At 63.7% G+C, this 21,811-nt stretch carries 25 protein-coding genes; 15 read left to right on the forward strand and 10 right to left on the reverse strand.

The genetic code is table 11. From position 1 onward, the window contains the following. The first annotated feature begins 1 nt into the window (after nt 1). Nucleotides 2-1,108, forward strand: coding sequence for a GTP-binding protein (locus ASD44_RS12170; RefSeq protein WP_056112204.1), 1,107 nt, complete (start codon nt 2-4; stop codon nt 1,106-1,108). Nucleotides 1,109-1,146: 38 nt separating this feature from the next. Here ASD44_RS12170 and ASD44_RS12175 read toward each other — a convergent pair whose 3' ends face one another. From ASD44_RS12175 to ASD44_RS12195, 5 genes are all read right to left on the reverse strand, one after another. Next, nucleotides 1,147-1,383 carry a sulfurtransferase TusA family protein gene (locus tag ASD44_RS12175; RefSeq protein ID WP_056112207.1) on the reverse strand — a complete coding sequence of 79 codons (237 nt, stop codon included), beginning with the start codon at nt 1,381-1,383 and terminating at the stop codon, nt 1,147-1,149. Between the two features lie 8 nt (nt 1,384-1,391). Further along, nucleotides 1,392-2,687, reverse strand: coding sequence for a murein L,D-transpeptidase family protein (locus ASD44_RS12180; protein WP_056116039.1), 1,296 nt, complete (start codon nt 2,685-2,687; stop codon nt 1,392-1,394). Nucleotides 2,688-3,049: 362 nt separating this feature from the next. Further along, complete coding sequence (locus ASD44_RS12185) at nt 3,050-4,000, reverse strand: acetyl-CoA carboxylase carboxyltransferase subunit alpha (RefSeq protein WP_056112210.1); 951 nt, start codon at nt 3,998-4,000, stop codon at nt 3,050-3,052. A gap of 97 nt (nt 4,001-4,097) precedes the next feature. Further along, nucleotides 4,098-5,012, reverse strand: coding sequence for a site-specific tyrosine recombinase XerD (locus ASD44_RS12190; RefSeq protein WP_056112213.1), 915 nt, complete (start codon nt 5,010-5,012; stop codon nt 4,098-4,100). Then, nucleotides 5,009-5,158, reverse strand: a complete 150-nt coding sequence (locus ASD44_RS12195; protein ID WP_056116042.1) for a hypothetical protein — start codon at nt 5,156-5,158, stop codon at nt 5,009-5,011. The genes ASD44_RS12190 and ASD44_RS12195 overlap by 4 nt, the downstream gene beginning before the upstream one ends. A gap of 163 nt (nt 5,159-5,321) precedes the next feature. On the opposite strand from ASD44_RS12195, the gene ASD44_RS12200 reads away from it, so the two are divergent. The 4 genes from ASD44_RS12200 to ASD44_RS18875 all read left to right on the forward strand — a co-directional run bounded on the left by ASD44_RS12200 (nt 5,322) and on the right by ASD44_RS18875 (nt 8,242). Next, entirely contained in the window at nt 5,322-5,927 is a 606-nt protein-coding gene (locus ASD44_RS12200; protein WP_056116044.1) for a shikimate kinase, read from the forward strand. After that, entirely contained in the window at nt 5,920-7,062 is a 1,143-nt protein-coding gene (aroB, locus tag ASD44_RS12205) for a 3-dehydroquinate synthase (protein WP_056112216.1), read from the forward strand. The genes ASD44_RS12200 and aroB overlap by 8 nt, the downstream gene beginning before the upstream one ends. Next, nucleotides 7,059-7,955: a transporter associated domain-containing protein gene (locus ASD44_RS12210; protein ID WP_056112219.1), complete on the forward strand. Its 897-nt coding sequence runs from the start codon at nt 7,059-7,061 to the stop codon at nt 7,953-7,955. Before aroB ends, ASD44_RS12210 begins: the two co-directional genes overlap by 4 nt. Before the next feature lie 164 nt (nt 7,956-8,119). After that, nucleotides 8,120-8,242 carry a hypothetical protein gene (locus ASD44_RS18875; protein WP_274533095.1) on the forward strand — a complete coding sequence of 41 codons (123 nt, stop codon included), beginning with the start codon at nt 8,120-8,122 and terminating at the stop codon, nt 8,240-8,242. A gap of 9 nt (nt 8,243-8,251) precedes the next feature. On the opposite strand, the gene ASD44_RS12220 is transcribed toward ASD44_RS18875, so the two are convergent. Beyond that, a complete protein-coding gene (locus ASD44_RS12220) occupies nt 8,252-8,554 on the reverse strand; it encodes a BolA family protein (protein WP_056112225.1) in 303 nt (100 codons plus the stop codon). 156 nt (nt 8,555-8,710) lie between these two features. On the opposite strand from ASD44_RS12220, the gene ASD44_RS12225 reads away from it, so the two are divergent. The 5 genes from ASD44_RS12225 (at nt 8,711) to ASD44_RS12245 (ending at nt 13,920) form a co-directional block, all read left to right on the forward strand. Beyond that, on the forward strand, nt 8,711-9,328 hold the full coding sequence (locus ASD44_RS12225; protein ID WP_056112229.1) for a J domain-containing protein: 618 nt from the start codon (nt 8,711-8,713) through the stop codon (nt 9,326-9,328). Nucleotides 9,329-9,451: 123 nt separating this feature from the next. Then, nucleotides 9,452-10,438, forward strand: coding sequence for a cobaltochelatase subunit CobS (gene cobS / locus ASD44_RS12230; protein ID WP_056112231.1), 987 nt, complete (start codon nt 9,452-9,454; stop codon nt 10,436-10,438). A gap of 10 nt (nt 10,439-10,448) precedes the next feature. Then, nucleotides 10,449-12,347 carry a cobaltochelatase subunit CobT gene (gene cobT / locus ASD44_RS12235; RefSeq protein ID WP_056112233.1) on the forward strand — a complete coding sequence of 633 codons (1,899 nt, stop codon included), beginning with the start codon at nt 10,449-10,451 and terminating at the stop codon, nt 12,345-12,347. A 53-nt stretch (nt 12,348-12,400) separates the two neighbouring features. Beyond that, nucleotides 12,401-13,396 carry an esterase-like activity of phytase family protein gene (locus ASD44_RS12240; protein WP_156459840.1) on the forward strand — a complete coding sequence of 332 codons (996 nt, stop codon included), beginning with the start codon at nt 12,401-12,403 and terminating at the stop codon, nt 13,394-13,396. Between the two features lie 152 nt (nt 13,397-13,548). After that, on the forward strand, nt 13,549-13,920 hold the full coding sequence (locus ASD44_RS12245) for a VOC family protein (protein WP_056112239.1): 372 nt from the start codon (nt 13,549-13,551) through the stop codon (nt 13,918-13,920). An 11-nt stretch (nt 13,921-13,931) separates the two neighbouring features. Here the strand turns inward: ASD44_RS12245 and ASD44_RS12250 are convergent, their stop codons facing one another. The 3 genes from ASD44_RS12250 to rpmB all read right to left on the reverse strand — a co-directional run bounded on the left by ASD44_RS12250 (nt 13,932) and on the right by rpmB (nt 15,669). After that, on the reverse strand, nt 13,932-14,606 hold the full coding sequence (locus ASD44_RS12250) for a hypothetical protein (RefSeq protein WP_056112241.1): 675 nt from the start codon (nt 14,604-14,606) through the stop codon (nt 13,932-13,934). Beyond that, nucleotides 14,603-15,283, reverse strand: coding sequence for a queuosine precursor transporter (locus tag ASD44_RS12255; protein WP_056112244.1), 681 nt, complete (start codon nt 15,281-15,283; stop codon nt 14,603-14,605). The genes ASD44_RS12250 and ASD44_RS12255 overlap by 4 nt, the downstream gene beginning before the upstream one ends. Before the next feature lie 77 nt (nt 15,284-15,360). Then, nucleotides 15,361-15,669 (reverse strand): 50S ribosomal protein L28, encoded by a 309-nt coding sequence (gene rpmB, locus ASD44_RS12260; RefSeq protein ID WP_056112247.1) that lies wholly within the window; start codon nt 15,667-15,669, stop codon nt 15,361-15,363. A 253-nt stretch (nt 15,670-15,922) separates the two neighbouring features. Between rpmB and ASD44_RS12265 the strand changes: the two genes are divergently transcribed. From ASD44_RS12265 to ASD44_RS12275, 3 genes are read left to right on the forward strand one after another with little or no spacing between them, the layout of a single operon-like run. Next, entirely contained in the window at nt 15,923-16,705 is a 783-nt protein-coding gene (locus tag ASD44_RS12265; protein WP_056112251.1) for a DUF3108 domain-containing protein, read from the forward strand. A gap of 49 nt (nt 16,706-16,754) precedes the next feature. Then, nucleotides 16,755-17,648: an EamA family transporter gene (locus tag ASD44_RS12270; protein ID WP_056112254.1), complete on the forward strand. Its 894-nt coding sequence runs from the start codon at nt 16,755-16,757 to the stop codon at nt 17,646-17,648. Next, on the forward strand, nt 17,648-18,316 hold the full coding sequence (locus tag ASD44_RS12275) for a lysoplasmalogenase (RefSeq protein ID WP_056112258.1): 669 nt from the start codon (nt 17,648-17,650) through the stop codon (nt 18,314-18,316). Before ASD44_RS12270 ends, ASD44_RS12275 begins: the two co-directional genes overlap by 1 nt. Before the next feature lie 9 nt (nt 18,317-18,325). Here the strand turns inward: ASD44_RS12275 and gloB are convergent, their stop codons facing one another. After that, nucleotides 18,326-19,093, reverse strand: a complete 768-nt coding sequence (gloB, locus tag ASD44_RS12280; RefSeq protein WP_056112261.1) for a hydroxyacylglutathione hydrolase — start codon at nt 19,091-19,093, stop codon at nt 18,326-18,328. 120 nt (nt 19,094-19,213) lie between these two features. Between gloB and ASD44_RS12285 the strand changes: the two genes are divergently transcribed. Next, the gene (locus tag ASD44_RS12285; RefSeq protein ID WP_056112264.1) at nt 19,214-19,987 is read left to right on the forward strand and encodes a class I SAM-dependent methyltransferase; all 774 of its coding nucleotides are present in this window, start codon (nt 19,214-19,216) and stop codon (nt 19,985-19,987) included. Between the two features lies 1 nt (nt 19,988). Further along, entirely contained in the window at nt 19,989-21,791 is a 1,803-nt protein-coding gene (locus ASD44_RS12290; RefSeq protein ID WP_056112267.1) for an ABC transporter ATP-binding protein/permease, read from the forward strand. The last annotated feature ends 20 nt before the right edge of the window (nt 21,792-21,811 follow it).

Raw genomic sequence — 21,811 nt, forward strand, 5'->3', positions numbered from 1 at the left:
CGTGGCCCCGTTTCCGATCCCTGTATCGGTGCTGACCGGCTTTCTTGGCGCCGGCAAGACGACGCTGCTCAACCGTCTTCTGAAAGACCCGGCGCTTTCCGATACCGCCGTCATCATCAACGAATATGGCGACGTCGCCATCGACCATCTCCTGGTCGAGCAGGCGTCGGACGGCATCATCCAGCTTTCCGACGGCTGCCTTTGCTGCACGGTGCGGGGCGAACTGGTCGATACGCTGGCCGACCTCGTCGATCGGCTCCAGACGGGCCGCATCGCCAAGCTCTCCCGCATCGTCATCGAAACCACCGGCCTGGCGGACCCGGCGCCGGTGCTGCAGTCGATCATGGCCCATCCGGCGCTGGTGCAGGCCCTCCGGCTTGACGGCGTCATCACCCTGGTCGACGCCGTCAACGGCGAGGCGACGCTGGATTCCCATATCGAAGCGGTCAAGCAGGTTGCCGTGGCCGACCGGCTCGTCCTTACCAAGACGGATATGGAACCCGATCCGAACGCGCTGGAAGCCCTGAAATCCAGGCTGTCGCAGTTGAACCCAGGCGCCAATGTCATCGGCGCGGACGAAGCCAATGCCGTTTCACTGCTGGATTGCGGCCTTTACAACCCGGCGACCAAGAGCGCCGATGTGCGGCGCTGGCTTGGCGAAGCCGCCGATCATGATCATGACCACGACCATGCTCACGACGGGCACGACCATGGTTCGCACGCGCACGACCACCCGCACGATTCGCGGATACAAACGCACTCGCTGGTTCATGACGGGCCGGTGCCGTTCTCCGCCATCGGCATGTTCCTCGACCTGCTGCGCTCGACGCAAGGCGACAGGCTGCTGCGCATGAAGGGCGTCATCGAGCTTGCCGACGATTCGTCGCGGCCGCTGGTCATCCATGGCGTTCAGAAAACCCTGCACCCGCCGGCCAGGCTGCCGCAATGGCCGGACGCCCGGCGCGGCACACGGCTTGTCCTCATCACGCTGGATATGCCGCCCGACTACGTTCAGCGCCTGTTCGCGGCATTGACCAACCAGCCCGCCGTGGATACGCCCGACCGGGCCGCCTTGCTGGACAATCCACTTGCGATCGCGGGGCGGTGAGCCGTTCACCCTCCCCTTTGGGAAGATTCGAGCCGCATCTACTTTCCCCGTTCCACTAGAAACCGATGTCCGCCTTCCATGGCCGCCGTCTCGACCAGCCTATGGCCGTCGTCTGTGACAAACGCGGGGATATCCAGGACGGCGAGCGGGTCGGTCGTCTCAAGCCATAGCCGGCTGCCCGGCCTCATGGCGGCAAGGCGCTTGCGCGCCTTGAGAACCGGCAACGGGCAATTCAGACCCTTCAAATCGTAAACGGCGGGATTGCTTGCGGGCAAAGCGGCCCTCAGCCGCCGAACATGCCGAGCAGGCGCTTCTTCAGCTTGGCGGCCGTGCCTGGCTCGCTCTGCGCGGTCTGCGTTTCGGCAGGCGGCGCTGCCTCGGCCGGAATGGTGGCGGTTTGTACCGGCGCTTCGGCAGCCTTCTTGCGCGCGTCGGCATCGGCAACGGCCTGTGCCTTGGCGGCTTCCTTCGCGGCCTTGGCCGCGGCGACCGCCTCGGCCTTCTCGCGCTCGGCCTTTTCCTTGGCAGCCTTCTCGGCATCCAGCGCCGCCATCTTGCGACCGGCGGGCGAATCGATACGGCCCATACGCGACGAGACCGAGACACTGCCATCGGAGTTCAGCGAAGGCGGATCCAGCGGAACACGCTCGCCACGGGCCCGCTTGCGCGTCCAGTCGGAAACGATACTGGCTTCCTTGATGCCGGCGATGGTCGGCTTCGGCGCCGGCGTGCCGCCGTTCATGGCGCTGGCGAAGGCGGCGTCGTATTTGCTCTGATATTCGCTGTAGGCGACCTTCAGCGAATCGGGCTGCGTGCTGGCCGGACAGGCTCCGGTCGGGTTGAAAGTCGAACCCGCGGGAGCGACCTGGTTGAACACGTAGCGCTTCTCGCAGACGTCGACCTTCGGCGGCACCTTGGTGATTTCGAAATTATCGTAGCCGACCTTGAGCATCTTCCAGAACTCATAGTTCGGATCGTTGCGGTAGCGCGCCATGTTCGCGGCGGTCATCCGGAACGGGAAAGCCTGGATCTGAAACTCGGTCTGGCCGCCCTGGAACGCGTCGCGGCCGAAAGCATAGATTTCCTCGATCTGCGGGTCGGTCATCGAATAGCAGCCCGACGACGAGCAGGCGCCATGCACCATCAGATTGGCGCCGGTGCGCCCATTGGCGCGGTCATAGGCATTGGGGAAGCCGATGTTGAAGGCCAGATGGTAGCTGGACTTCGGATTCATCTGCGAAGGCCGCACCGTATAGAAGCCTTCTGGCGCCTGGCGGTCGCCTTCGGTGTATTTCGGCCCCAGTTTGCCCGACCATTTGCAGATCTGGTACGTCGCGATGATATCGTAGCGGCCGTTGGTCTTCTGCTTCCAGATCTCGACCGCGTTTTCTTCCTTGAAAACGCGCGCCATGATCGGAGCATTGCGATTCATGCTCTTGGCCCGCATCGAAGCCAGGATTTTCTCCGGCAACTGCTTGTTGGCGTGCTGAGGCGCGAAATCGCTGACGGAAGAGTTGGTGCAGCCGGCGATGCCGACAGCAGCGATCAGAAATCCGGTACGGACAAGCTTGGCGAACATGAGTCCCGGTATCGTCCTTCTTGGCGCCACGGTCTGCCGCGGCTGCTTCATGAACATCGACGGACCCTAAGCCCGTTAACCTTGAAAATCTGTTACCGCAAGCTGAGCCCGCGTTTCCTCACGGCAATGTCATTGTCCAAAGCGGCGGCAATTTTGTGGCAAAAGCGAGGGGTCTTGCCACATTGTGCGTCCTTCGAGGCTCGCCCTCAGACTCCTCGGACCATTGTTGCAGCAAGCATTCTCACGCTATTGCCGGCTCGCAACTCAGGATGAAGGAAGTATGTTCGCTTCTCCTCTCGAGGCTCGCAATAACGCCCCTCCTCCTGAGGTGCGAGCGAAGCGAGCCTCGAAGGACGCACCTTCTACAGGCTTCTGCCCATGGCGAGATACTTCTCGCGGCGCTGCTCGCGGAAATCGGTGTTGGCGCCGGCGAACTCCTGCATCGTCTTGTTGAGCAGTTCCCGGGTCGTCGCGATGACCTTTTCCGGTGCCCGATGCGCCCCGCCCAGCGGCTCCGGCACGATCCCGTCGATGATCTTGAGGTCGAACAGGTCCTGAGCGGTGATCTTCATGTTGGTCGCGGCGTCGCGCGAACGCGTCGTATCCCGCCACAGGATCGAGGCGGCGCCCTCCGGCGAGATTACCGAATAGATCGCATGCTCCAGCATGTAGACGCGGTTGGCGGTGGCGATGGCGATGGCGCCACCCGAGCCGCCCTCGCCGATGATGATCGATACCGAAGGCACCTTCAGGCCAAGGCAGGCGGAGGTCGAGCGGGCAATGGCTTCCGCCTGACCGCGCTCCTCGGCGCCGACGCCCGGATAGGCGCCCGCCGTATCCACCAGGGTGATGAGCGGGATCTTGTACCGGTCGGCCAGTTCCATCAACCGGACCGCCTTGCGGTAGCCTTCCGGGCGCACGGAGCCGAAATTGTGCTTGAGGCGGCTGGCCGTGTCCGAGCCTTTTTCCTGGCCGAGGATTGCCACGGACTCGCCCCTGAAACGGGCAAAGCCGCCGACAAGCGCCTGGTCCTCGCCGAAATTGCGGTCGCCCGCCAGCGGCGTGAAATCGGTGAACAGGCCCTTGATGTAATCGAAGCAGTGGGGCCTGTCGGGATGGCGCGCCACCTGCACCTTCTGCCACGGCGTCAGCGCCTTGTAGGCATCGCGCAAGGCATCCAGCGACCGCTTTTCCAGCCGCGCGATCTCGTCGGCCACATCGACCGCCTCGCCGCTCTCGGCCAGCTTCTTTAGCTCAATGATTTTGCCGTCGAGGTCTTGGACCGGCTTTTCGAAATCGAGATAGTTGTACATTCGTGAGGGTACCGATGCGCCGGATGAAAAGACTGCGGAAACGTCAAAAAACCGTTTCCGACCGGAGAAACGTGGCTTTCACATAGCGGCAGTGCGGCTAGTCGGCAAGCGGATGATGTTCGCTGACCAGCCGCATGAGCCGTTCTTCCAGCACATGCGTATAGATTTGCGTCGTCGATATGTCCGCGTGGCCGAGCAGTTGCTGCACTGCCCGCAGGTCCGCTCCGTTCTGCAAGAGATGGCTGGCAAAGGCGTGACGCAGCACATGTGGGGAGATTTTGGCAGCGGAAATGCCGGCACGCGCGGCCAGGCCCTTGAGTTCGCGGGCGAACACCTGCCGGGGCAGGAAGCCGCTGTCCGAAGCTGCGGGAAAAAGGAAAGTGCTGCTGGAAAAAGCCGGCACGCGCTTGCGCGCCGCCAGCCACGCCTTCATCGCGGTGCGCGCCTTGGCCGAAAGCGGCACCATGCGTTCCTTGTCGCCCTTGCCGCGCACCATGAAGAAGCGGTCGTCGCGCTGCGCCACTGTCACCGGCAGGCCGACCAGCTCGGAAACGCGCAGGCCGGTCGCATAGAGCACTTCGACCAGCGCATGCAGCCGCAGGGCCGACAAATCGTCGCCGGCGCCCTGGGATGGATCGCCAGCTTCCAGCGCTGCCCGGTCCAGCAGCCGGCCCGTCTCCGCCTCGCCCATGGTCTTGGGCAGCGGCCGTCCCTTGCGCGGGCTGTCCAGCGTTCCCGTCGGGTCGTCGGCGCGCAGACCCTCGGCGTAGAGGAACTTGAAGAACTGCCGCAGCGCCGAGAGTTTGCGCGCCTGCGAGGTCGGCGCGAAGCCCCGCGCGGCGATGCTGTCGAGATATGCGCGCAGATCGGCGGACGATGCATTCGCGAGATTGGCGATCTCCCCCGCCGCATCGTCGAGGTCGCGGCGATAGCTGGCCAGCGTGTTTTCCGCAGCGCCCCGCTCGGCGCTCATCATTTCGAGGAAAGCTTCGATGCGGGCGGCGTTGTTCATGGCTTGGGGTTGAGCTTTTCGGACGGAATGCGGACCGTCAGTTCCGCCTGCTTCGGCTGCACGAACATGACGAGCGCAAACATGGCGCCGTAGACGACGCCGGCCAGAACTGCGAGCGTCACGACAAAGCGGAACAGTGTCGGCATGCTTTTTATGTGCCCGTCTTCGTTTTCAGACCCCGTCCCGTTATGAGACGCCAAATCCGCCATTTCAAGGGCAATGCCGCGGCGCGACGGCCGGCCCGCGCTTGACGCAAACGGTCTTTTCATGTCGATACGCCCCGATGAGGCCCCCAAGGTCGATTTCGAAATGAATGCGCAGACGGCAAACCAGTCGCATGATGAGCGCCCCGCTTTGGTTGGAAGGCTGGGCGTGCGTTCGGTCGTGTTCGTGGGCCTGATGGGCGCCGGCAAGACGGCGATCGGCCGCAAGGTCGCGGGAACGCTTTCGCTGCCCTTCATCGACAGCGACCACGAGATCGAAACCGTATCGCGCATGACCATTCCGGAACTGTTCGAGCGCTATGGCGAGCCCGAATTCCGCGCTCTCGAGCAGCGCGTCATCCTGCGGTTGCTGGAGACCGGACCGCAGGTGCTGTCGACCGGCGGCGGCGCCTTCATGAATGCGCAAACACGGGAAGCGATCGCCGCCCAGGGCATCTCGGTATGGCTCAAGGCCGATGTCGATCTGCTCATGGAGCGGGTGTCGAAGAAGCAGAACCGGCCGCTGCTGAAGAGCGACAATCCGCGCGCCGTGCTGGAGCAGTTGATGAAGGACCGCTACCCGATCTATGCCCATGCCGACATCACCGTGCCGACGCGCGACGAACGCAAGGAAGTCATTGCCGCCGAGGTGATCGAAGCGCTTGAACGCCATCTGCCCGTCACCGATGCCGGAGTAGCTACCCATGAATGATGCCGCTCGAAACAGGGCCATCGATGCCCCTGTCGTCGTCGAGGTCGGACTGGGGGATCGCGGCTACGATATCCTCATCGGCCCCGGCCTGCTGGATCGTGCCGGAGAGGAAATCGCCCAGCGTCTGCCGGGGACGCGCGCCGCCATCGTCACCGATGAAAATGTCGCTACCGCGCATCTCGCCACCTTGCAGGCTGGCCTGGATCGAGGCGGCGTCGCCTCCACCGTCATCACGCTGCCGCCGGGTGAAAAGACCAAGAGCTTTGCTCATCTTCAGGATGTCGTCGATGGCATTCTGGCCGCGCGGCTGGAGCGTCGCGACAGCGTGGTCGCGCTGGGCGGCGGCGTTGTCGGCGATCTGGCGGGTTTCGCCGCCGGCATTGTGCGACGTGGCATGAATTTCGTGCAGATGCCAACCTCGCTGCTGGCGCAGGTCGATTCCTCCGTCGGCGGCAAGACAGGGATCAACAGCCCGCGCGGCAAGAACCTTGTCGGCGTCTTCCACCAGCCGAAGCTGGTGCTGGCCGACACGGACGTCCTCGACACGCTGCCCTTGCGAGAATTCCGCGCCGGCTATGCCGAAGTCGCCAAATACGGCCTCATCGACCGGCCCGATTTCTTTGTATGGCTGGAGAAGAACTGGCGCGACGTTTTCGCTGGCGGCGCTGCGCGCATCGAGGCGATCGCGCAATCCTGCCGCGCCAAGGCCGACGTGGTGGCGCGCGACGAATTCGAGCTGGGTGATCGCGCGCTGCTCAATCTCGGCCATACCTTCGGACACGCCCTGGAAGGGGCCGTGCAATATGATGGCGCGCGGCTCGTCCATGGCGAAGGCGTCGCTATCGGCATGGCGCTGGCGCACCGCTTTTCGGCCCGCATGAACCTCGCCAGCCCAGACGATGCGGCGCGCGTCGAGGCGCACCTGCAGGCAGTCGGGTTGCCCTGGCGCATGGCCGATATCCCCGGCGAGCTTCCCGGTGCGGAAGCACTGCTCGATTTCATCACGCAGGACAAGAAGGTCAGCCGCGGCACCCTCACCTTCATCCTCACTCACGGCGTCGGCCAAGCCTTCGTCGCCAAGGACGTACCGGCCTCCGAGGTGCTGGCCTTCCTGAAGGAAAGCCACCCCGCATGAGCGCTGCCGGCTGGTCCACCGCCGGCTGGCTCGTCGCCGGTATCCTGGCGGCTTTCGGCTTGCTGGCCGTTGTCCTGCACAGGAGACTGGCCGCAAGGGCGGGATACGTCCTGTTGCCGAATGCGTCATCGCATCAGGACACACAGAGCGGCGAGGAGAACCGCGCCAATGGCCAGGTGACAGGGCCTGGCAGGGCGCGACTCGACGACTGGTTCGAACTGGCCGACCTGGAAGTGTCCGACGTCATGGTCCACCGCACCAATATGCGCTCGGTCAACGCTGACGATGCGCCGGAGGCGGTGGTGCGGGAAATCCTCCAAAGCCCGCACACGCGCATGCCGCTGTGGAAGGGTTCGCTCGACAACATTGTCGGTATTCTTCATGCCAAGGACTTGCTGCGCGCGCTGAACGAGGTCGGCAACGATTTTTCGCAGATCGACGTTATGAAGATCGCCGCGAAACCGTGGTTCGTGCCCGACACGACGACCCTGCAGGAACAGCTCAACGCCTTCCTGCGCCGCAAGGCGCATTTCGCCATCGTCGTCGACGAATACGGCGAGGTTGAAGGGCTGGTGACGCTGGAGGACATCATCGAGGAAATCGTCGGCGACATCGCCGACGAGCACGATATCGACATGCAGGGCGTCAAGCAGGAGGCGGACGGGTCGGTCGTGGTCGATGGCGCCGTGTCGATCCGCGACCTCAACAGGGCCTTGGGCTGGAACCTGCCGGACGAGGAAGCGACAACCATCGCCGGCCTCGTCATTCATGAGACCCAATCGATCCCGGAAGAGCGGCAGGCCTTCACCTTTCACGGAAAGCGTTTCGTGGTGATGAAACGCGACAAGAACCGCATCGCCAGACTGCGGATCAGGCCGGTCGAGGCGACATGACGGCGGATATGACCCTGGTCATTGGCCATGGTCACCTCTCACCCATCTTCCGGACTGAGCGCAGGAGAAATGAGGCTCGGAAGGGCGAGTTTCTGGTATCGTCCATCTCGGTATGGGAAATTTTCAGATGGGTTTTACGAGGCCGAATCGCACTCGGCTTGCAATTGTCCAGCTGGATCGCAGCGGTCGAGTCAGCCCCCTCGGTTCGCTTCATTCCCATCGACAATGCAGTCGTCATGGCAAGCGAACAACTGATCCGCGACTATCCCCATGTGCAGATCATCTGATGAGTCTAGTCACCACCTCACCTTTTCGCCCGGCGCCGCCGGCTCGATCGCCAGGGCGTGCAGCCCGGCCTTCAATTCGCCGGCGAGCAGATCGTTGACGGCGCGATGGCGTTCCAGCCGGCTCATGCCGGCAAAGGCGGGCGCGACGATGCGGACGCGAAAATGCGTTTCGCCGGTGCCGTCATAGACGGCGTGGTGGCCTGATTCCTCATGATGGTGCCCGGCGTGCAGGTGGCTTTCGTTGATGACAGCCAGCCGCTCCGGCGAAAATGTCTCTGTCAGTTTTTTTTCCATTGCCGCTTGTATGGACATTGCCGTTTTCCTTCACCAAATACACGGCGTCGCCGCCGGCCGATTTTCCGCCACCGATTTTGCGCCGCATTCCTCCGCGATTCAGCGGTTAGGGCGATCAATGCAAAAATGTCAATTCTTGTTTCGCATCGGCGAACGTCCCATAGATGGGGTGCGATGAAGGCCTATCCCAAATATTTCGAGAAAATCCGCATCCGTCCCGAGAAGGACGCGGAGCTGAAGTCGCGCGCGCCGGTCTGCCAATGGGATGGCTGCAAGGAGCCGGGCACCCACAAGGCGCCGGTCGGCCGGATGAAGGAAGGTGAGTATTTCCGCTTCTGCTTCGACCATGTGCGCGAATACAACAAGGGCTTCAACTATTTCTCCGGCGTCTCCGACAATGAGATCGCCCGCTTCCAGAAGGAGGCGATGACCGGACACCGCCCGACCTGGAAGATGGGCGCCAGCGCCAGCACGCGCTCGGCCCCCGATTTCGCCCAGCAACGATCCGGCCGCGCCGGCTACCACAACCGCATGCGCGATCCGTTCAACCTGTTCAACGAGGCGCGGGACCGTAGCGCCCCGAAGGAGCGCAAGGCCAAGCCCCTTGAGGCCAAGGCGCTGGAAACGCTTGGCCTTGACGTAAAGGCGACTGGCAAGGACATCAAGGCGCGCTATAAAGAACTGGTGAAACGCCACCATCCCGACGCCAACGGTGGCGACAGAGGTTCGGAAGACCGGTTCCGCGACGTGCTTCAGGCCTACCGCGTGCTCAAGCAAGCGGGCCTGTGCTAGGTCATAGGGACCGAGGCATTTTTCCAACTATCATCGGGTTGGAAAAGGTTTTAAGACCGCCCCCGGACAAAAGTGGATTGCCGGCGAAGCGCATCGCCTCGCCCGTGGAGACGTTGAGACGTTATGAACAAGGTCGAACGTGACATCGCCAACCTGCCCGACACAACGGTGTCGGTGAAGGACAAATTCGGCTTCGATTCCAAGATGGTCGTACCTGCCTATTCGGTGGCGACCGAGCATGTGCCCGACATCGATCCGGATTATCTGTTCGACAAGCACACGACCATGGCGATCCTCGCCGGGTTCGCCTTCAACCGCCGCGTCATGGTTTCCGGCTATCACGGCACCGGCAAATCGACCCATATCGAACAGGTAGCCGCCCGGCTGAACTGGCCGATGGTGCGCGTCAACCTCGACAGCCATGTCAGCCGTATCGACCTCGTCGGCAAGGACGCAATCGTCGTGCAGGAAGGCATGCAGGTCACGGAATTCCGCGACGGCATCCTGCCCTGGGCCTACCAGCACAATGTCGCGCTCTGCTTCGACGAGTATGACGCCGGCCGTCCCGACGTGATGTTCGTCATCCAGCGCGTGCTGGAATCATCGGGCCGCCTGACCCTGCTCGACCAGAGCCGCGTCATTCGCCCGCATCCGGCCTTCCGCCTGTTCGCCACCGCCAACACGGTCGGCCTCGGCGACACCACCGGTCTCTACCACGGCACCCAGCAGATCAACCAGGCGCAGATGGATCGCTGGTCGATCGTCACCACGCTGAACTACCTGCCGCACGACAACGAGGTTGCCATCGTTCTTGCCAAGGCCAAGCATTACCGCGACGCCAAGGGCAAGGAGATCGTCAACAAGATGGTGCGCGTCGCCGACATGACGCGCTCGGCCTTCGTCAATGGCGACCTGTCGACGGTGATGAGCCCGCGCACCGTCATCACCTGGGCCGAGAACGCCGAGATCTTCGGCGATGTCGGCATGGCCTTCCGGCTGACCTTCCTGAACAAGTGCGACGAGCTGGAGCGTTCGGTGGTGGCCGAGTTCTATCAGCGCGCCTTTGGCGAGGACCTGCCCGAGAGCGCCGCCAACGTGGTGCTGGGATAGCAAGAGCGCCATGGCCGGAGCCGGCGACAACACGCGCAACAAATCGAAAACGGGGCAGGAAGCCGACAGCTTCAAGCGCTCGCTCACGGTCTGCATGCGCGCCATCTCCGGCGACAAGGAGATGGAGGTCGGTTTCGCCAAGGACCGGCCGGCGCTGGCCGGCAGCCGCGCGCGGCTGCCCGAACTGCCGAAGAAACCTTCCCGAACCGATATCGCCGTCACCCGCGGGCTCGGCGATTCCATGGCGCTCAAGCGCGCCTGCCATGACGCCCGCATCCATCTGAAGCTGGCGCCGGAAGGCAAGCAGGCGCGCGCCGTTTATGACGCCGTCGAACAGGCGCGCGTCGAGGCAATCGGCTCGCGCATGATGACGGGCATCGCCGACAACATCGGCTCGATGCTGGAAGACAAGTACACCAAGGCCAATCTCGTCGACATCCGCGACAGGGAAGACGCACCCGTCGAGGAAGCGCTGGCGCTGATGGTGCGCGAGAAGCTGACCGGTCGGCCCCCGCCGAAGAGCGGCGAACAACTGGTCGATCTGTGGCGTCCCTGGGTCGAGGACAAGGCCGGCGCCGATCTCGACGGGCTGGCCGACAAGCTCGACGATCAGCAGGCTTTTGCCCGCGTCGTACGCGACATGCTGGCGTCGATGGAGATGGCCGAGGAACTGGGCGACGACCAGGAAACCGAGGACAGCGAAGACAACGACGACAACCAGCCGCAGGGCGAGGAACAAAGTGAGGAAGGCGGCGAGGACGATTCGGGCGGAGAAGATTCTCAAGCCGACGACGCCGAGGCATCGGACGATGACCAGGACACGGCTGAATCCGAATCCGCCGACGCATCCTCGGAAGATTTGTCCGATGAGGACGATGCGGATGCCGAGACGCCGGGCGAGGCCCGGCGCAACGACAATCCCTTCGCCAATCTGCCGAAGGAGATCGACTACAAGGTCTTCACCACCGCCTTCGACGAGACGGTCGGGGCCGAGGAACTGTGCGACGAGGAGGAGCTGGATCGCCTGCGCGCCTTCCTCGACAAGCAGCTCTCCAATCTGCAGGGCGTCGTCGGCCGCCTTGCCAACCGCCTGCAACGCCGCTTGATGGCGCAGCAGAACCGCTCCTGGGATTTCGATCTCGAGGAAGGTTACCTCGATCCGGCGCGGCTGGTGCGCGTCGTCATAGACCCGATGCAGCCGCTATCGTTCAAGCAGGAGCGCGACACCAAGTTCCGTGACACGGTGGTGACGCTGGTGCTCGACAATTCCGGCTCGATGCGCGGCCGGCCGATCACGGTCGCCGCAACCTGCGCCGACATATTGGCGCGCACGCTGGAGCGCTGCGGCGTCTCTGTGGAGATCCTTGGCTTCACCACCCGCGCCTGGAAGGGCGGACAGGCGCGCGAGAAGTGGCTGAAGGATGGCAAGCCGCCTAATCCGGGCCGGCTGAATGATTTGCGCCATATCATCTATAAGTCCGCCGACCATCCGTGGCGACGCGCCCGCCGCAATCTCGGCCTGATGATGCGCGAGGGCCTGCTGAAGGAGAATATCGACGGCGAGGCGCTGATGTGGGCGCACCAGCGCCTCATGGGCAAGCCTGAACAACGCAAGATCCTGATGATGATCTCGGATGGCGCACCCGTCGATGATTCGACGCTGTCGGTAAACCCCGGCAACTACCTGGAGCGGCATCTGCGCGCCGTCATCGACCTGATCGAGACCCGTTCGCCGGTCGAACTGCTGGCCATCGGCATCGGCCACGATGTTACGCGCTATTATCGCCGCGCCGTCACCATCGTCGATGCCGAGGAGCTTGCCGGCGCCATGACCGAGCAGCTTGCCTCGCTGTTCGGCGAGGAAAGCGTACGGGAGACGCGACGCGGCGGCTTCAGGCGGGCTGGATGACCACACTGGCGGCTGTGCTGAATTCCGCCCGATTTCTATCCGTTCGATGTTCGATGGCGATTTTTCTGGTGCTTTTCGCGCTACTGTTCGGCTTGCCTGCGCAGGCTGTCGAACGCAATTTTGTCGAACCCATCGAAATCGCCGCCCGCCCGATCGCCCAGTTCCATATCGGCCACGACGATACCCGGTTCGGGCCGCTGGAATTCGTCGGCGGACTGGAGATGACATCGACCGCGCGCGATCTGGGCGCACTGTCGGCCTTCCGTTTCCTCAAGCCGGGCAGCGATTTCATCGGCGTTGCCGACACCGGTTTCTGGTTCTTTGGCAGCATCGTCCATGATGCGCGGAAGCGTCCGTCTGGCGTGACGAACTTCACCATGCAGCAGATGGTCGGCAAGGATGGCCAGCTCATCGACCGCAAATGGGAAGTCGATGCGGAGGGGCTGGACGTCCGGGACGGCGTCGCCACGGTCGGCTTCGAGCGCAACCACCGCATCGCGCAGTTCAGGATCGACCCGAACGACATGAAGGCCCCTTTCCGGGAGCTCGATTTCCTCGTGCCGGCCAACGAACTGCGCCAGAACCGGGGTTTCGAGACCGTCACCCATTCGACGCCGGAAAGCCTGCACAACGGCAGTCTGGTCGTCGTGTCGGAAAAGAGCCTCGACAGGGCCGGCAATATTTTCGCGGCCATCATCGAGGGTCCGGGCAAGGGCATCTTCACCGTCAAGCGCAACGGCGAGTTCGACATCACCGACGGCGCCTTCCTGCCGGGCGGCGACCTGCTGCTGCTGGAACGTTCCTTCTCCATCGCCTCGGGCGTGCGGATGCGGCTCCGCCGCATTGATGGCGCCAGCATCGCCAAGGGCAAGGTGGCCGACGGACCGGTGCTGCTGGAAGCCGACATGAGCTACCAGATCGACAATATGGAAGGCATGGACGTCTGGGCCCGCGACGACGGAGCCTTGATGGTGTCGCTGATGTCCGACGACAACCATTCGATCCTGCAGCGCAACCTTTATCTCGAGTTCATCCTGCATCAGGATTGAACAGCCGGGGCCAAACGCCCTTTTCCTGCACATTCTGTTTCAACTGTCGGCATCGGGCCGGCCCAAACGTCCTTGGGACATGCTTCGGCTCAACCGGCAACCCGTTGCCGGCACGAGACGTTCCGCATCCGAACAGCCGGAAGGAGAAAACAATGCTCAAGGACAAAACCTCGACCGCCATCGTCGCGGTCTCCGACATCGCCCGCGCGACAGCGTTCTATCGCGACGTGCTCGGCCTCGAGATCACCGACGACAGCATGGGTGAAGTGGTGGTTTTCCGCACCGGCGACACCTCGCTCGTCGTCTATCGTTCGGAATACGCCGGTACCAACAAGGCCAATGCCGTGGTCTGGGACGTCGGTGACGAGATCGACACCATCGTCGCCGACCTCGCCGCGAAAGGCGTCACCTTCGAACACTATGACGGCATGGAATTGCAGGGCGACATCCATGTCGCCGGCAAGATGAAGATGGTCTGGTTCAAGGATCCCGACGGCAACATATTGCACCTGAACAATATGTGACGCTTGGCCTCTCAGCCTCCCTTGGTCGCCAGCCAGATGACATGACGCGCGCCACGTTTGCCGGTGGCGCGCACCTTGACCTCTTCGACCGAAAAGCCGGCGCGGATCAGCCGGCGGGTGAAGCCGGCATCGGGCGCCGAGGACCAGACGGCGAGAATACCGCCGCCGGTCAGCGCGGCGTGCGCCTTGCCCAGCCCGGCAAGGTCGTAAAGACGATCGTTCGCACGCCGGGTCAGCCCCTCGGGGCCATTGTCGACATCGAGGAGAATAGCGTCATAGCTCGCCTTTGCCTGCGCGATCACAGCGCCGACGTCGGCCTCAATGATCGAAACACGCGGATCGTCCAGGCAGCCGGCGAAGATTTCCGCCATCGGCCCACGCGCCCATGACACCACCGCCAGCACCAGTTCGGCCACCGCAACGCGCGCATCGGCGGAAAGCCCGGTTAGCGCGGCGCGCAGCGTAAAACCCATGCCGAGACCACCAATGAGGAAACTGGCCTGCTTGCGTGAGCCGACCCTCTGGCACGCCAGGCTGGCAAGCGCCTCCTCGGAGCCGCTCAGCCGGCTGTTCATCAGTTCGGTGGCGCCGAGCATGATGGAGAATTCGCTGCCGCGCCGCTTCAGCCGCAGATCGCCGCCGCCATCGGGCATTTCGGCCCTGTCGAGCTGGATCCAGGGGATCAAGCGGCGACCGTCTTCTGGCTCCAGCGGGCGGCGATGAGCCGGTAGGGAATCAGCGCGAAGACGGCGATGATCAGCTTGACAGAAAGGTCGCCGAGCGCCCAGGACACCCAGCGCATCGTCTCGATCGGCAGCACACCCAGCAGCGGCGCGGTCTCCAGCGCGAAGGCATCGTTCGGGCCGGAAAAGGCGAAGGCGGCGGAAAAAGCCACCGAGAAGAACACCACGGTGTCGACGACCGAGCCGGCCAGCGTGCCGAAGATCGGCGCCCGCCACCAGCTCTGCCGGCGCAGCCAGTTGAACACCGTCACGTCAAGAAGCTGCGCGGTGAGAAACGCCGCGCCCGACGCAGCTGCGATGCGCACCAGCCGGTCGGCCGCCGTCTGGAATTCGATCAGGCCGGCGCGGAACAGCAGCGGCGGCATGACGATCGAACACACGACAGCCGTCATGAAGCCGACAAAGACGATCCGGCGCGCCACCGCGGGCCCGTAGCGGCGATTGGCGAGGTCGGTCACCAGGAAGGCGAAGGGATAGGTAAAGGCGCCCCATGTCAAAATGTCGGCGAGCGAAAGCCCGCCGACGGTTCCCTGCACGGGAAACTGCACGAGGACGTTGGACGCCACCACGACAAGCGCCATGGCGGCCACGAAGGGCAGGTAACGGGAAAAGAAGTTCATTTTTTTATCCTGGGTAATGGAACCAGCGGAGCGAAATCATGCTCCAGGAAAGACGGTCGTCCCCCGCCTTGAACGGATCAGGCTGCCGGCTGCTCGGCCGGCTGGTCAGCCTGCTTCTTGGCGATCTGCTTCTTCAGCAGGCGCGCCTTCTGCGACAGCTCGGCCACGTCGGCCTTGGCCAGGAAAGCGTCGAGACCGCCGCGATGCTCGACCGAACGCAGCGCGTTGGCGGAGATACGCAGGCGCACATTCTGGTTCAGCGCTTCCGAGATCAGCGTCACATTGACGAGATTCGGCAGGAAGCGACGCTTGGTCTTGTTGTTGGCGTGGCTCACATTGTTGCCGGTCAGAACGGCTTTGCCGGTGAGTTCGCAGGCGCGTGACATGATGCTAACCTTCAATAACTGTCGAACCAAACTTCGTGCCCGCGCCGGTCGGCGCGCGGTCTTCCTGAAGCGGCCCATGGAAAAGTTGGCGTTCCATAGGGGCATTTGGCCAAGGCGTCAAGCCGGCGAATGCCGCGCGGCGCGCTGCAAAGGCCTGCGTATCCACATTAATGCCGGATTTGGCCGGTTGAAACAAGGCGATGGGACATATCGCAATCCCCTGCGGCTTGCGGAAAGATAAGGAAATCCGGGCATGGCAGGGCTGGCGAACCTCCTTCTCGCGGCGCTCGTGGTCACGGTGCCGGCGACAGGCAAGCAAGGCGACTATTCGTTCACCGGCGATTATTCGATCACCTTCCTCGGTCTGCCGGTGGCAAGCTCCACCTTCAACAGTACGTTCAAGGACGGCGCCTATTCGGTGAAGGGCGCCTTTTCGGCCTCCGGGCTGGCGCGCCTGTTCGACGATACCAAGGGTTCGATCAGCTCGTCCGGCCGCATCGAGGGCGACGATATCAGGCCGAGCCGGTTCCACAGCTCCTATACATCGGGCAAGAAGGCATCCACCATCGACGTCCGCTTCCAGGGCGGCAATGTCGTCAGTACCGAGGTGACGCCGAAGCCGAAGAAGCGCGGCAGCGACTGGCTGCCGATCGGCGCCGCGGACCTCAAGGGGGTGGTCGATCCGATTACCGCCACCGTCATCAGCGCCGAAAGCCTGGAAAAGGTCTGCGGCCGCACGGTAAAGCTCTACGACAGCGAAATGCGCGCCAATTTGAAGCTGACGCATGATTCCACCGGCTCCATTTCCGTCCAGGGCTATGAGGGGCCGACCGTCACCTGCTCCATGCGCTTCGAACCGGTGTCGGGTTACCGCAAGGGCCGCAAGGCGCTGGAATTCCTGCGCAACAAAAGCCGCATCATGGTGACGTTTGCGCCTCTGGGGCAAACCGGCGTATATGCGCCCATCTACGCCACCGTCGGAACCCAGATTGGCACCATCACCATCCGCGCAAGGCGTTTTGAAGTGACGAAATAGGCGCACTGCGGCGCCGTCGGGAAAGCCCGGCGAATATCTTGGGGGAGATATGGGGCGCGCGACATTGATCGGCTTCTCGGCAGTCGCCATGTGGGCGCTGCTGGCGCTTCTCACCGACGCGTCCGGTTCGGTGCCGCCCTTCCTGCTGTCGGCGATGACCTTCGCCATCGGCACCTGCGTCGGGCTGGCCGCGCGGCTGTTCATGGCTCGTCCTGACCGGCCGGTGAAAATCCCGCCTCAGGTCTGGCTGATCGGCATTGCCGGTCTGTTCGGCTATCATTTCTTCTACTTCACCGCTCTGCGGAACGCACCGGCGGTCGAAGCCAGTCTCATCGCCTATCTCTGGCCGCTGCTGATCGTTCTGGGATCGGCGCTGATGCCGGGCGAGCGGCTGGCCTGGAACCATGTCGCCGGCGCGCTGCTGGGGCTGGCCGGCACTGTCCTGATCGTCACCAAGGGCAGTGGCCTTTCCTTCGAGGCCAACTACGCCTTTGGATATGCCATGGCCGCGGTATGCGCGCTTTTATGGTCCGCCTATTCGCTGCTGTCGCGCCGGTTTCCATCGGTGCCGACCACAATCGTCACCTGGTTCTGCGCCGCCACGGCGATCCTGTCGCTGTTTTGCCATCTTGCGCTTGAGCAGACCGTGCTGCCGGCGACGCCGGGGCAATGGCTGGCCGTGCTTGGCCTCGGCCTGATGCCGGTCGGCGCCGCCTTCTATGCCTGGGATATCGGCGTCAAGCGCGGCAACATCCAGGTGCTCGGGGCGGCAAGCTATGCCGCGCCCTTGCTGTCGACGCTGGTGCTGATCGCCACCGGCTTCGCCGAGCCGTCCCTGCGCATTCTCGCTGCCTGCCTGCTCATCACCGGCGGCGCCGTGCTGGCGGCAAAATCGCTTCTGTTTCGCCACCGCGCCTCGGCTCAAACCGGAGCAAGCGCCTGATGCTGTTCCCCGGAGGGATTGAGGCCACTCCCAACGCAACGCTGCTATTCTCGGTCGCGGCGGCCATAATCTACCTGCTCACGGTCGATATGGGACCGACATTGTCCCGCACCGCGGTGAAGACCCTGTCGATCCTGCTCCTGGCCGGCCTCGCCATCACGCAGGACGCGCCGTGGCTGCTGCTCCTGGCGCTGCTGCTCAGCGCGGCGGGCGATGCATTCCTGTCGCGCGACGGCGAACTGCCCTTCATGGCCGGGCTGGTCAGCTTCCTGGCCGCCCATCTCGCCTATATCGTGCTGTTCCTCGGCAATGGCGAAGGCCTGGGGCTGCTTGCCGGCGAGCCCTGGCGGGCCGCGCTGGCATTGCTGCTCGTCCTTTTCGCCGTGGCCATGCTTTTCGTGCTATGGCGGCCGGTGGGCAGCGATCTGCGTCCGCCGGTGGCGACCTATATGGTTGCGCTTCTGGCGATGGCGCTGGCGGCGCTCACCATGCGCTTGCCGCTGGTCGTCTGCGGCGCGCTCCTGTTCATGGCGTCCGACGCCATGCTGGCATGGGAAAAGTTCGTCGCCCGCCCGCAGGCGTCCTACCGCCCGCTGATGCGCCGCGCCGTGTGGATCACCTACTATGGCGCCCAGTTGGCGATCGTTCTGGCTTTTGTCCTGGCTTAAAGCCCGAACTCAGAAATTGTCCTTGCGCTTTCGGATCTCAGCGAACACCTCGTCGTTCGAAGCATCTTCCATGCCGAGGTTCTTGCGGATGGCCGGATCGGCCCAGCGCAGAAACGGATTGGTCGCCAGTTCTTCGCCGATCGTCGTCGGCAGCGTCGGCCGGTCCTCTGCCCGCAGCGCCTCGATCTTCTTGACGCGTTCCTGCAAAAGCACATTGCCGGGATCGATGGTGAGGGCAAAGCGCGCGTTGGCCAGCGTATATTCATGACCGCAATAGACGACGGTATCCGGCGGCAGTTCGGAGAGCTTCTTCAGCGATTCGTACATGACCTCGGGCGGCTTTTCGAAAAGCCTGCCGCAGCCCAGTGCAAACAGCGTGTCGGCGGTGAAAACCACCTTCGACTGCGGGAAATAATAGGATACGTGGCCGGCGGTGTGGCCCGGCGTCTCGATCACCTCGACCTCCTCATTGCCGAAGGCAAGTGTCGATCCCTCGACGACCGTGTCGTCAATGCCGGGAATCTTCTCCTGCTCCGCCCGCGGCCCGATGATCTTGAGGCCAAAGCGATCCTTCAGCGCGAGATTGGCCTCGACATGGTCCGCATGGTGATGCGTCGTCAGGATCAGCCCCGGTGTCCAGCCGGTGCGCTCGATGGCCGCCAGGATCGGCGCCTCTTCCGGCGCATCGATCAGCGCCGTCTCGCCGGTCTCGGAATCGTGCACAAGCACGCCGAAATTGTCGCTGCGGCACATGAACTGCTCGACCTGGATCGCCATCGTCTTTTTCTCCTTTTTCTGCCGCAGAGATAGGGCGCGCCACGCCCGCTGTCATCCCGTCTTCGCCTTATAAGGCCAAGGTCATTCAACTTTGCCGCATCATGGGTTAGCGTCCGCCGCATGCATTCGGACATTGTCGATCTCCGTTCCTTCTATGCGAGCCCGCTCGGCAGTCTTGCCGAGCGCTCGATCACCATGGCGCTGTCCTCGATCTGGGCGAATGTGCCGAACGAGCGGCTGGTCGGTCTCGGCTACACCCTGCCCTGGCTCGAGCGCTTCGGCGCCGATGCCGAACGCGCGCTGGCCTTCATGCCGGCGACGCAGGGCGCCGTGGTATGGCCGGCGACCGGGCCGGTGGCGACCGCGCTGGTCTTCGACGAGGAACTGCCGCTGGTTGACGCCTCGATCGATCGAATGCTGCTCGTCCACTCCCTGGAGCACGCCGAAAACCCGCGTGAGACGCTCAACGAAATCTGGCGCGTGCTGTCGCCGGCCGGGCGCGTCGTCATCGTCGTGCCGAACCGACGCGGCGTCTGGGCGCGTTTCGAACACACGCCGTTCGGTACCGGCAGGCCGTTTTCACGCGGCCAGCTCACCGAACTGCTGCGCGACGCCAACTTCACGCCCGCCGCCTGGTCGGACGCGCTCTATTTCCCGCCGTCCCAACGCCGCTTCATGATGCGCTTCCAGGGCGTTCTGGAGCGCATGGGCCGCCGCGCCTGGCCGATCTTCTCCGGCGTCATCGTCGTCGAGGCTCAGAAACGGCTCTATCAGGGCGTGCCCGTGGCGCAGCGCGCCTCCCGGCGCGTCTTCGTACCGGTGTTGTCGCCGCAGGGCGCCACCGGCATGGGGCGTCAGGGCCGCAAGCACGCAGCATGCCGGAGCCAAGGCTGAAATGAGCGACGAAAACAGCGTGGCGGTCGAGGCCAGCAGCCTGCGCGAACAGGTTTCCGCCGTCCGGCAGGCGCTGGCGGCGTCACCGGTGCGCAAGCCGCTTTACTGGGCGGCGGCGGGCATCTTCGCCGTCATCATCGCCACGTCGTTCGGACAAATCCTGCTCAACCGCTGGAACCAGCCCTTCTACGACGCCATCCAGCGGCGCGACCTGCAGGGCTTCCTGCATCAGCTGATGGTCTTCGCCATGATCGCCGGCGGCCTTTTGCTGCTCAACATCGCCCAGCAATGGCTGAACCAGCGGCTGCGGCTTCGCTTGCGCGAAACGCTGACGCTCGACCTGATCGACCAATGGATGCGGCCGAACCGCGCCTTCCGCCTGACCCATGCGGGCGTCATCGGCGTCAATCCCGACCAGCGGATGCAGCAGGACGCCGGCCATCTTTCCGATCTGACCACCGATCTCGGCGTCGGCTTGCTGCAGGCCTGCATCCTGCTCGCCTCCTTCGTCGGCGTCCTGTGGACGCTGTCTTCCGGTTTCGCCTTCCACATCGGCGACCGCACGATCGCCATTCCCGGCTATATGGTCTGGGCAGCGTTCCTGTATGCCGGTCTCGCCTCGCTGATCAGCTGGCTGGTCGGGCGGCCGCTCATTCAGCTCAACAGCGACCGCTATGCGCGCGAGGCCGAACTGCGCCACTCCATGGTGCGGGTCAACGAACACATCGACGCCATCGCGCTCGCCCGCGGCGAGGCCGACGAGAAGCGGCGGCTGGAAACCGACCTTGGCGCGGTCCTGGCTGCGATGCTGCGCATCTACGGCGCGCAGATCAATCTCGGCTGGGTCACCGACACCTATGGCTGGATCACCGTCGTGGCGCCGATACTGGTCGCCTCGCCGGTCTATTTCGCCGGCGATCTGAGCTTCGGCGGGCTGATGATGGCGGTCGGCGCCTTCAACCAGGTGCATTCCTCGCTGCGCTGGTTCGTCAACAACATTGGCGGCATCGCCGACTGGCGCGCGACGCTGATGCGCGTCGCCGATTTCCGTATGGCGCTTACCGAGACAGACAGCCTGTATGGCGATGAAGAGCGCATCGAGATCGTGGCGAACAAGGACGACGCGCTGACCTTCGACGGGCTCGAAATCGTCGCGCCGACCGGCTGCATCAGGCTGAACGAGCCGAAGACCCGCATCGAGGCCGGCGAGCGCGTGCTGGTCACCGGCGATCCCGGCTCGGGCAAGACGCTGCTGTTCCGCACCGTGGCCGGCCTGTGGCCATGGGGCAAGGGGCGCATCGGCCTGCCCGCCGGGGAAACGCCGATGTTCATTTCCCGCACGCCCTATTTTTCACCCGGTACCCTGCGCGAAGTGCTGAACCGGTCCGGCAAGGCCGAAAAGATCGACGACGCGGCGATGAAGAAGGCGCTGGCCGCGGTCGGTCTCGACCGGCTTTCCGCCTGGCTCGACCGCAGCGCCCGCTGGGAACACGAACTGAGCGACGACGAGCAACGCCTCCTCGCCTTCGCCCGGCTTGTCCTGCATAAACCGGCATGGGTCATCATTGACGAGGCGCTGGATACGTTCGACGGCACCCAGACGAAGCAGCTGCTCGCCGCCATCGACAGGAACCTGCCCAGATCGGCAGTCGTCAACATCGGGCGCAGCCAGCGCAACTACGAATTCTTTCCGAGAACGCTGGATATCGTCAGGGACACGGCGGGTCCGGCGCTGAAACCGCCGCATGTCCGTCCGGGCGCCATCGAGCCGCCGCCCAAAACGGTCAAGAAGCGTAAAAGATAGAAAACACCCCCAATACGGTT

The organism is Mesorhizobium sp. Root554 (assembly GCF_001427025.1).
Lineage (GTDB): Bacteria > Pseudomonadota > Alphaproteobacteria > Rhizobiales > Rhizobiaceae > Mesorhizobium.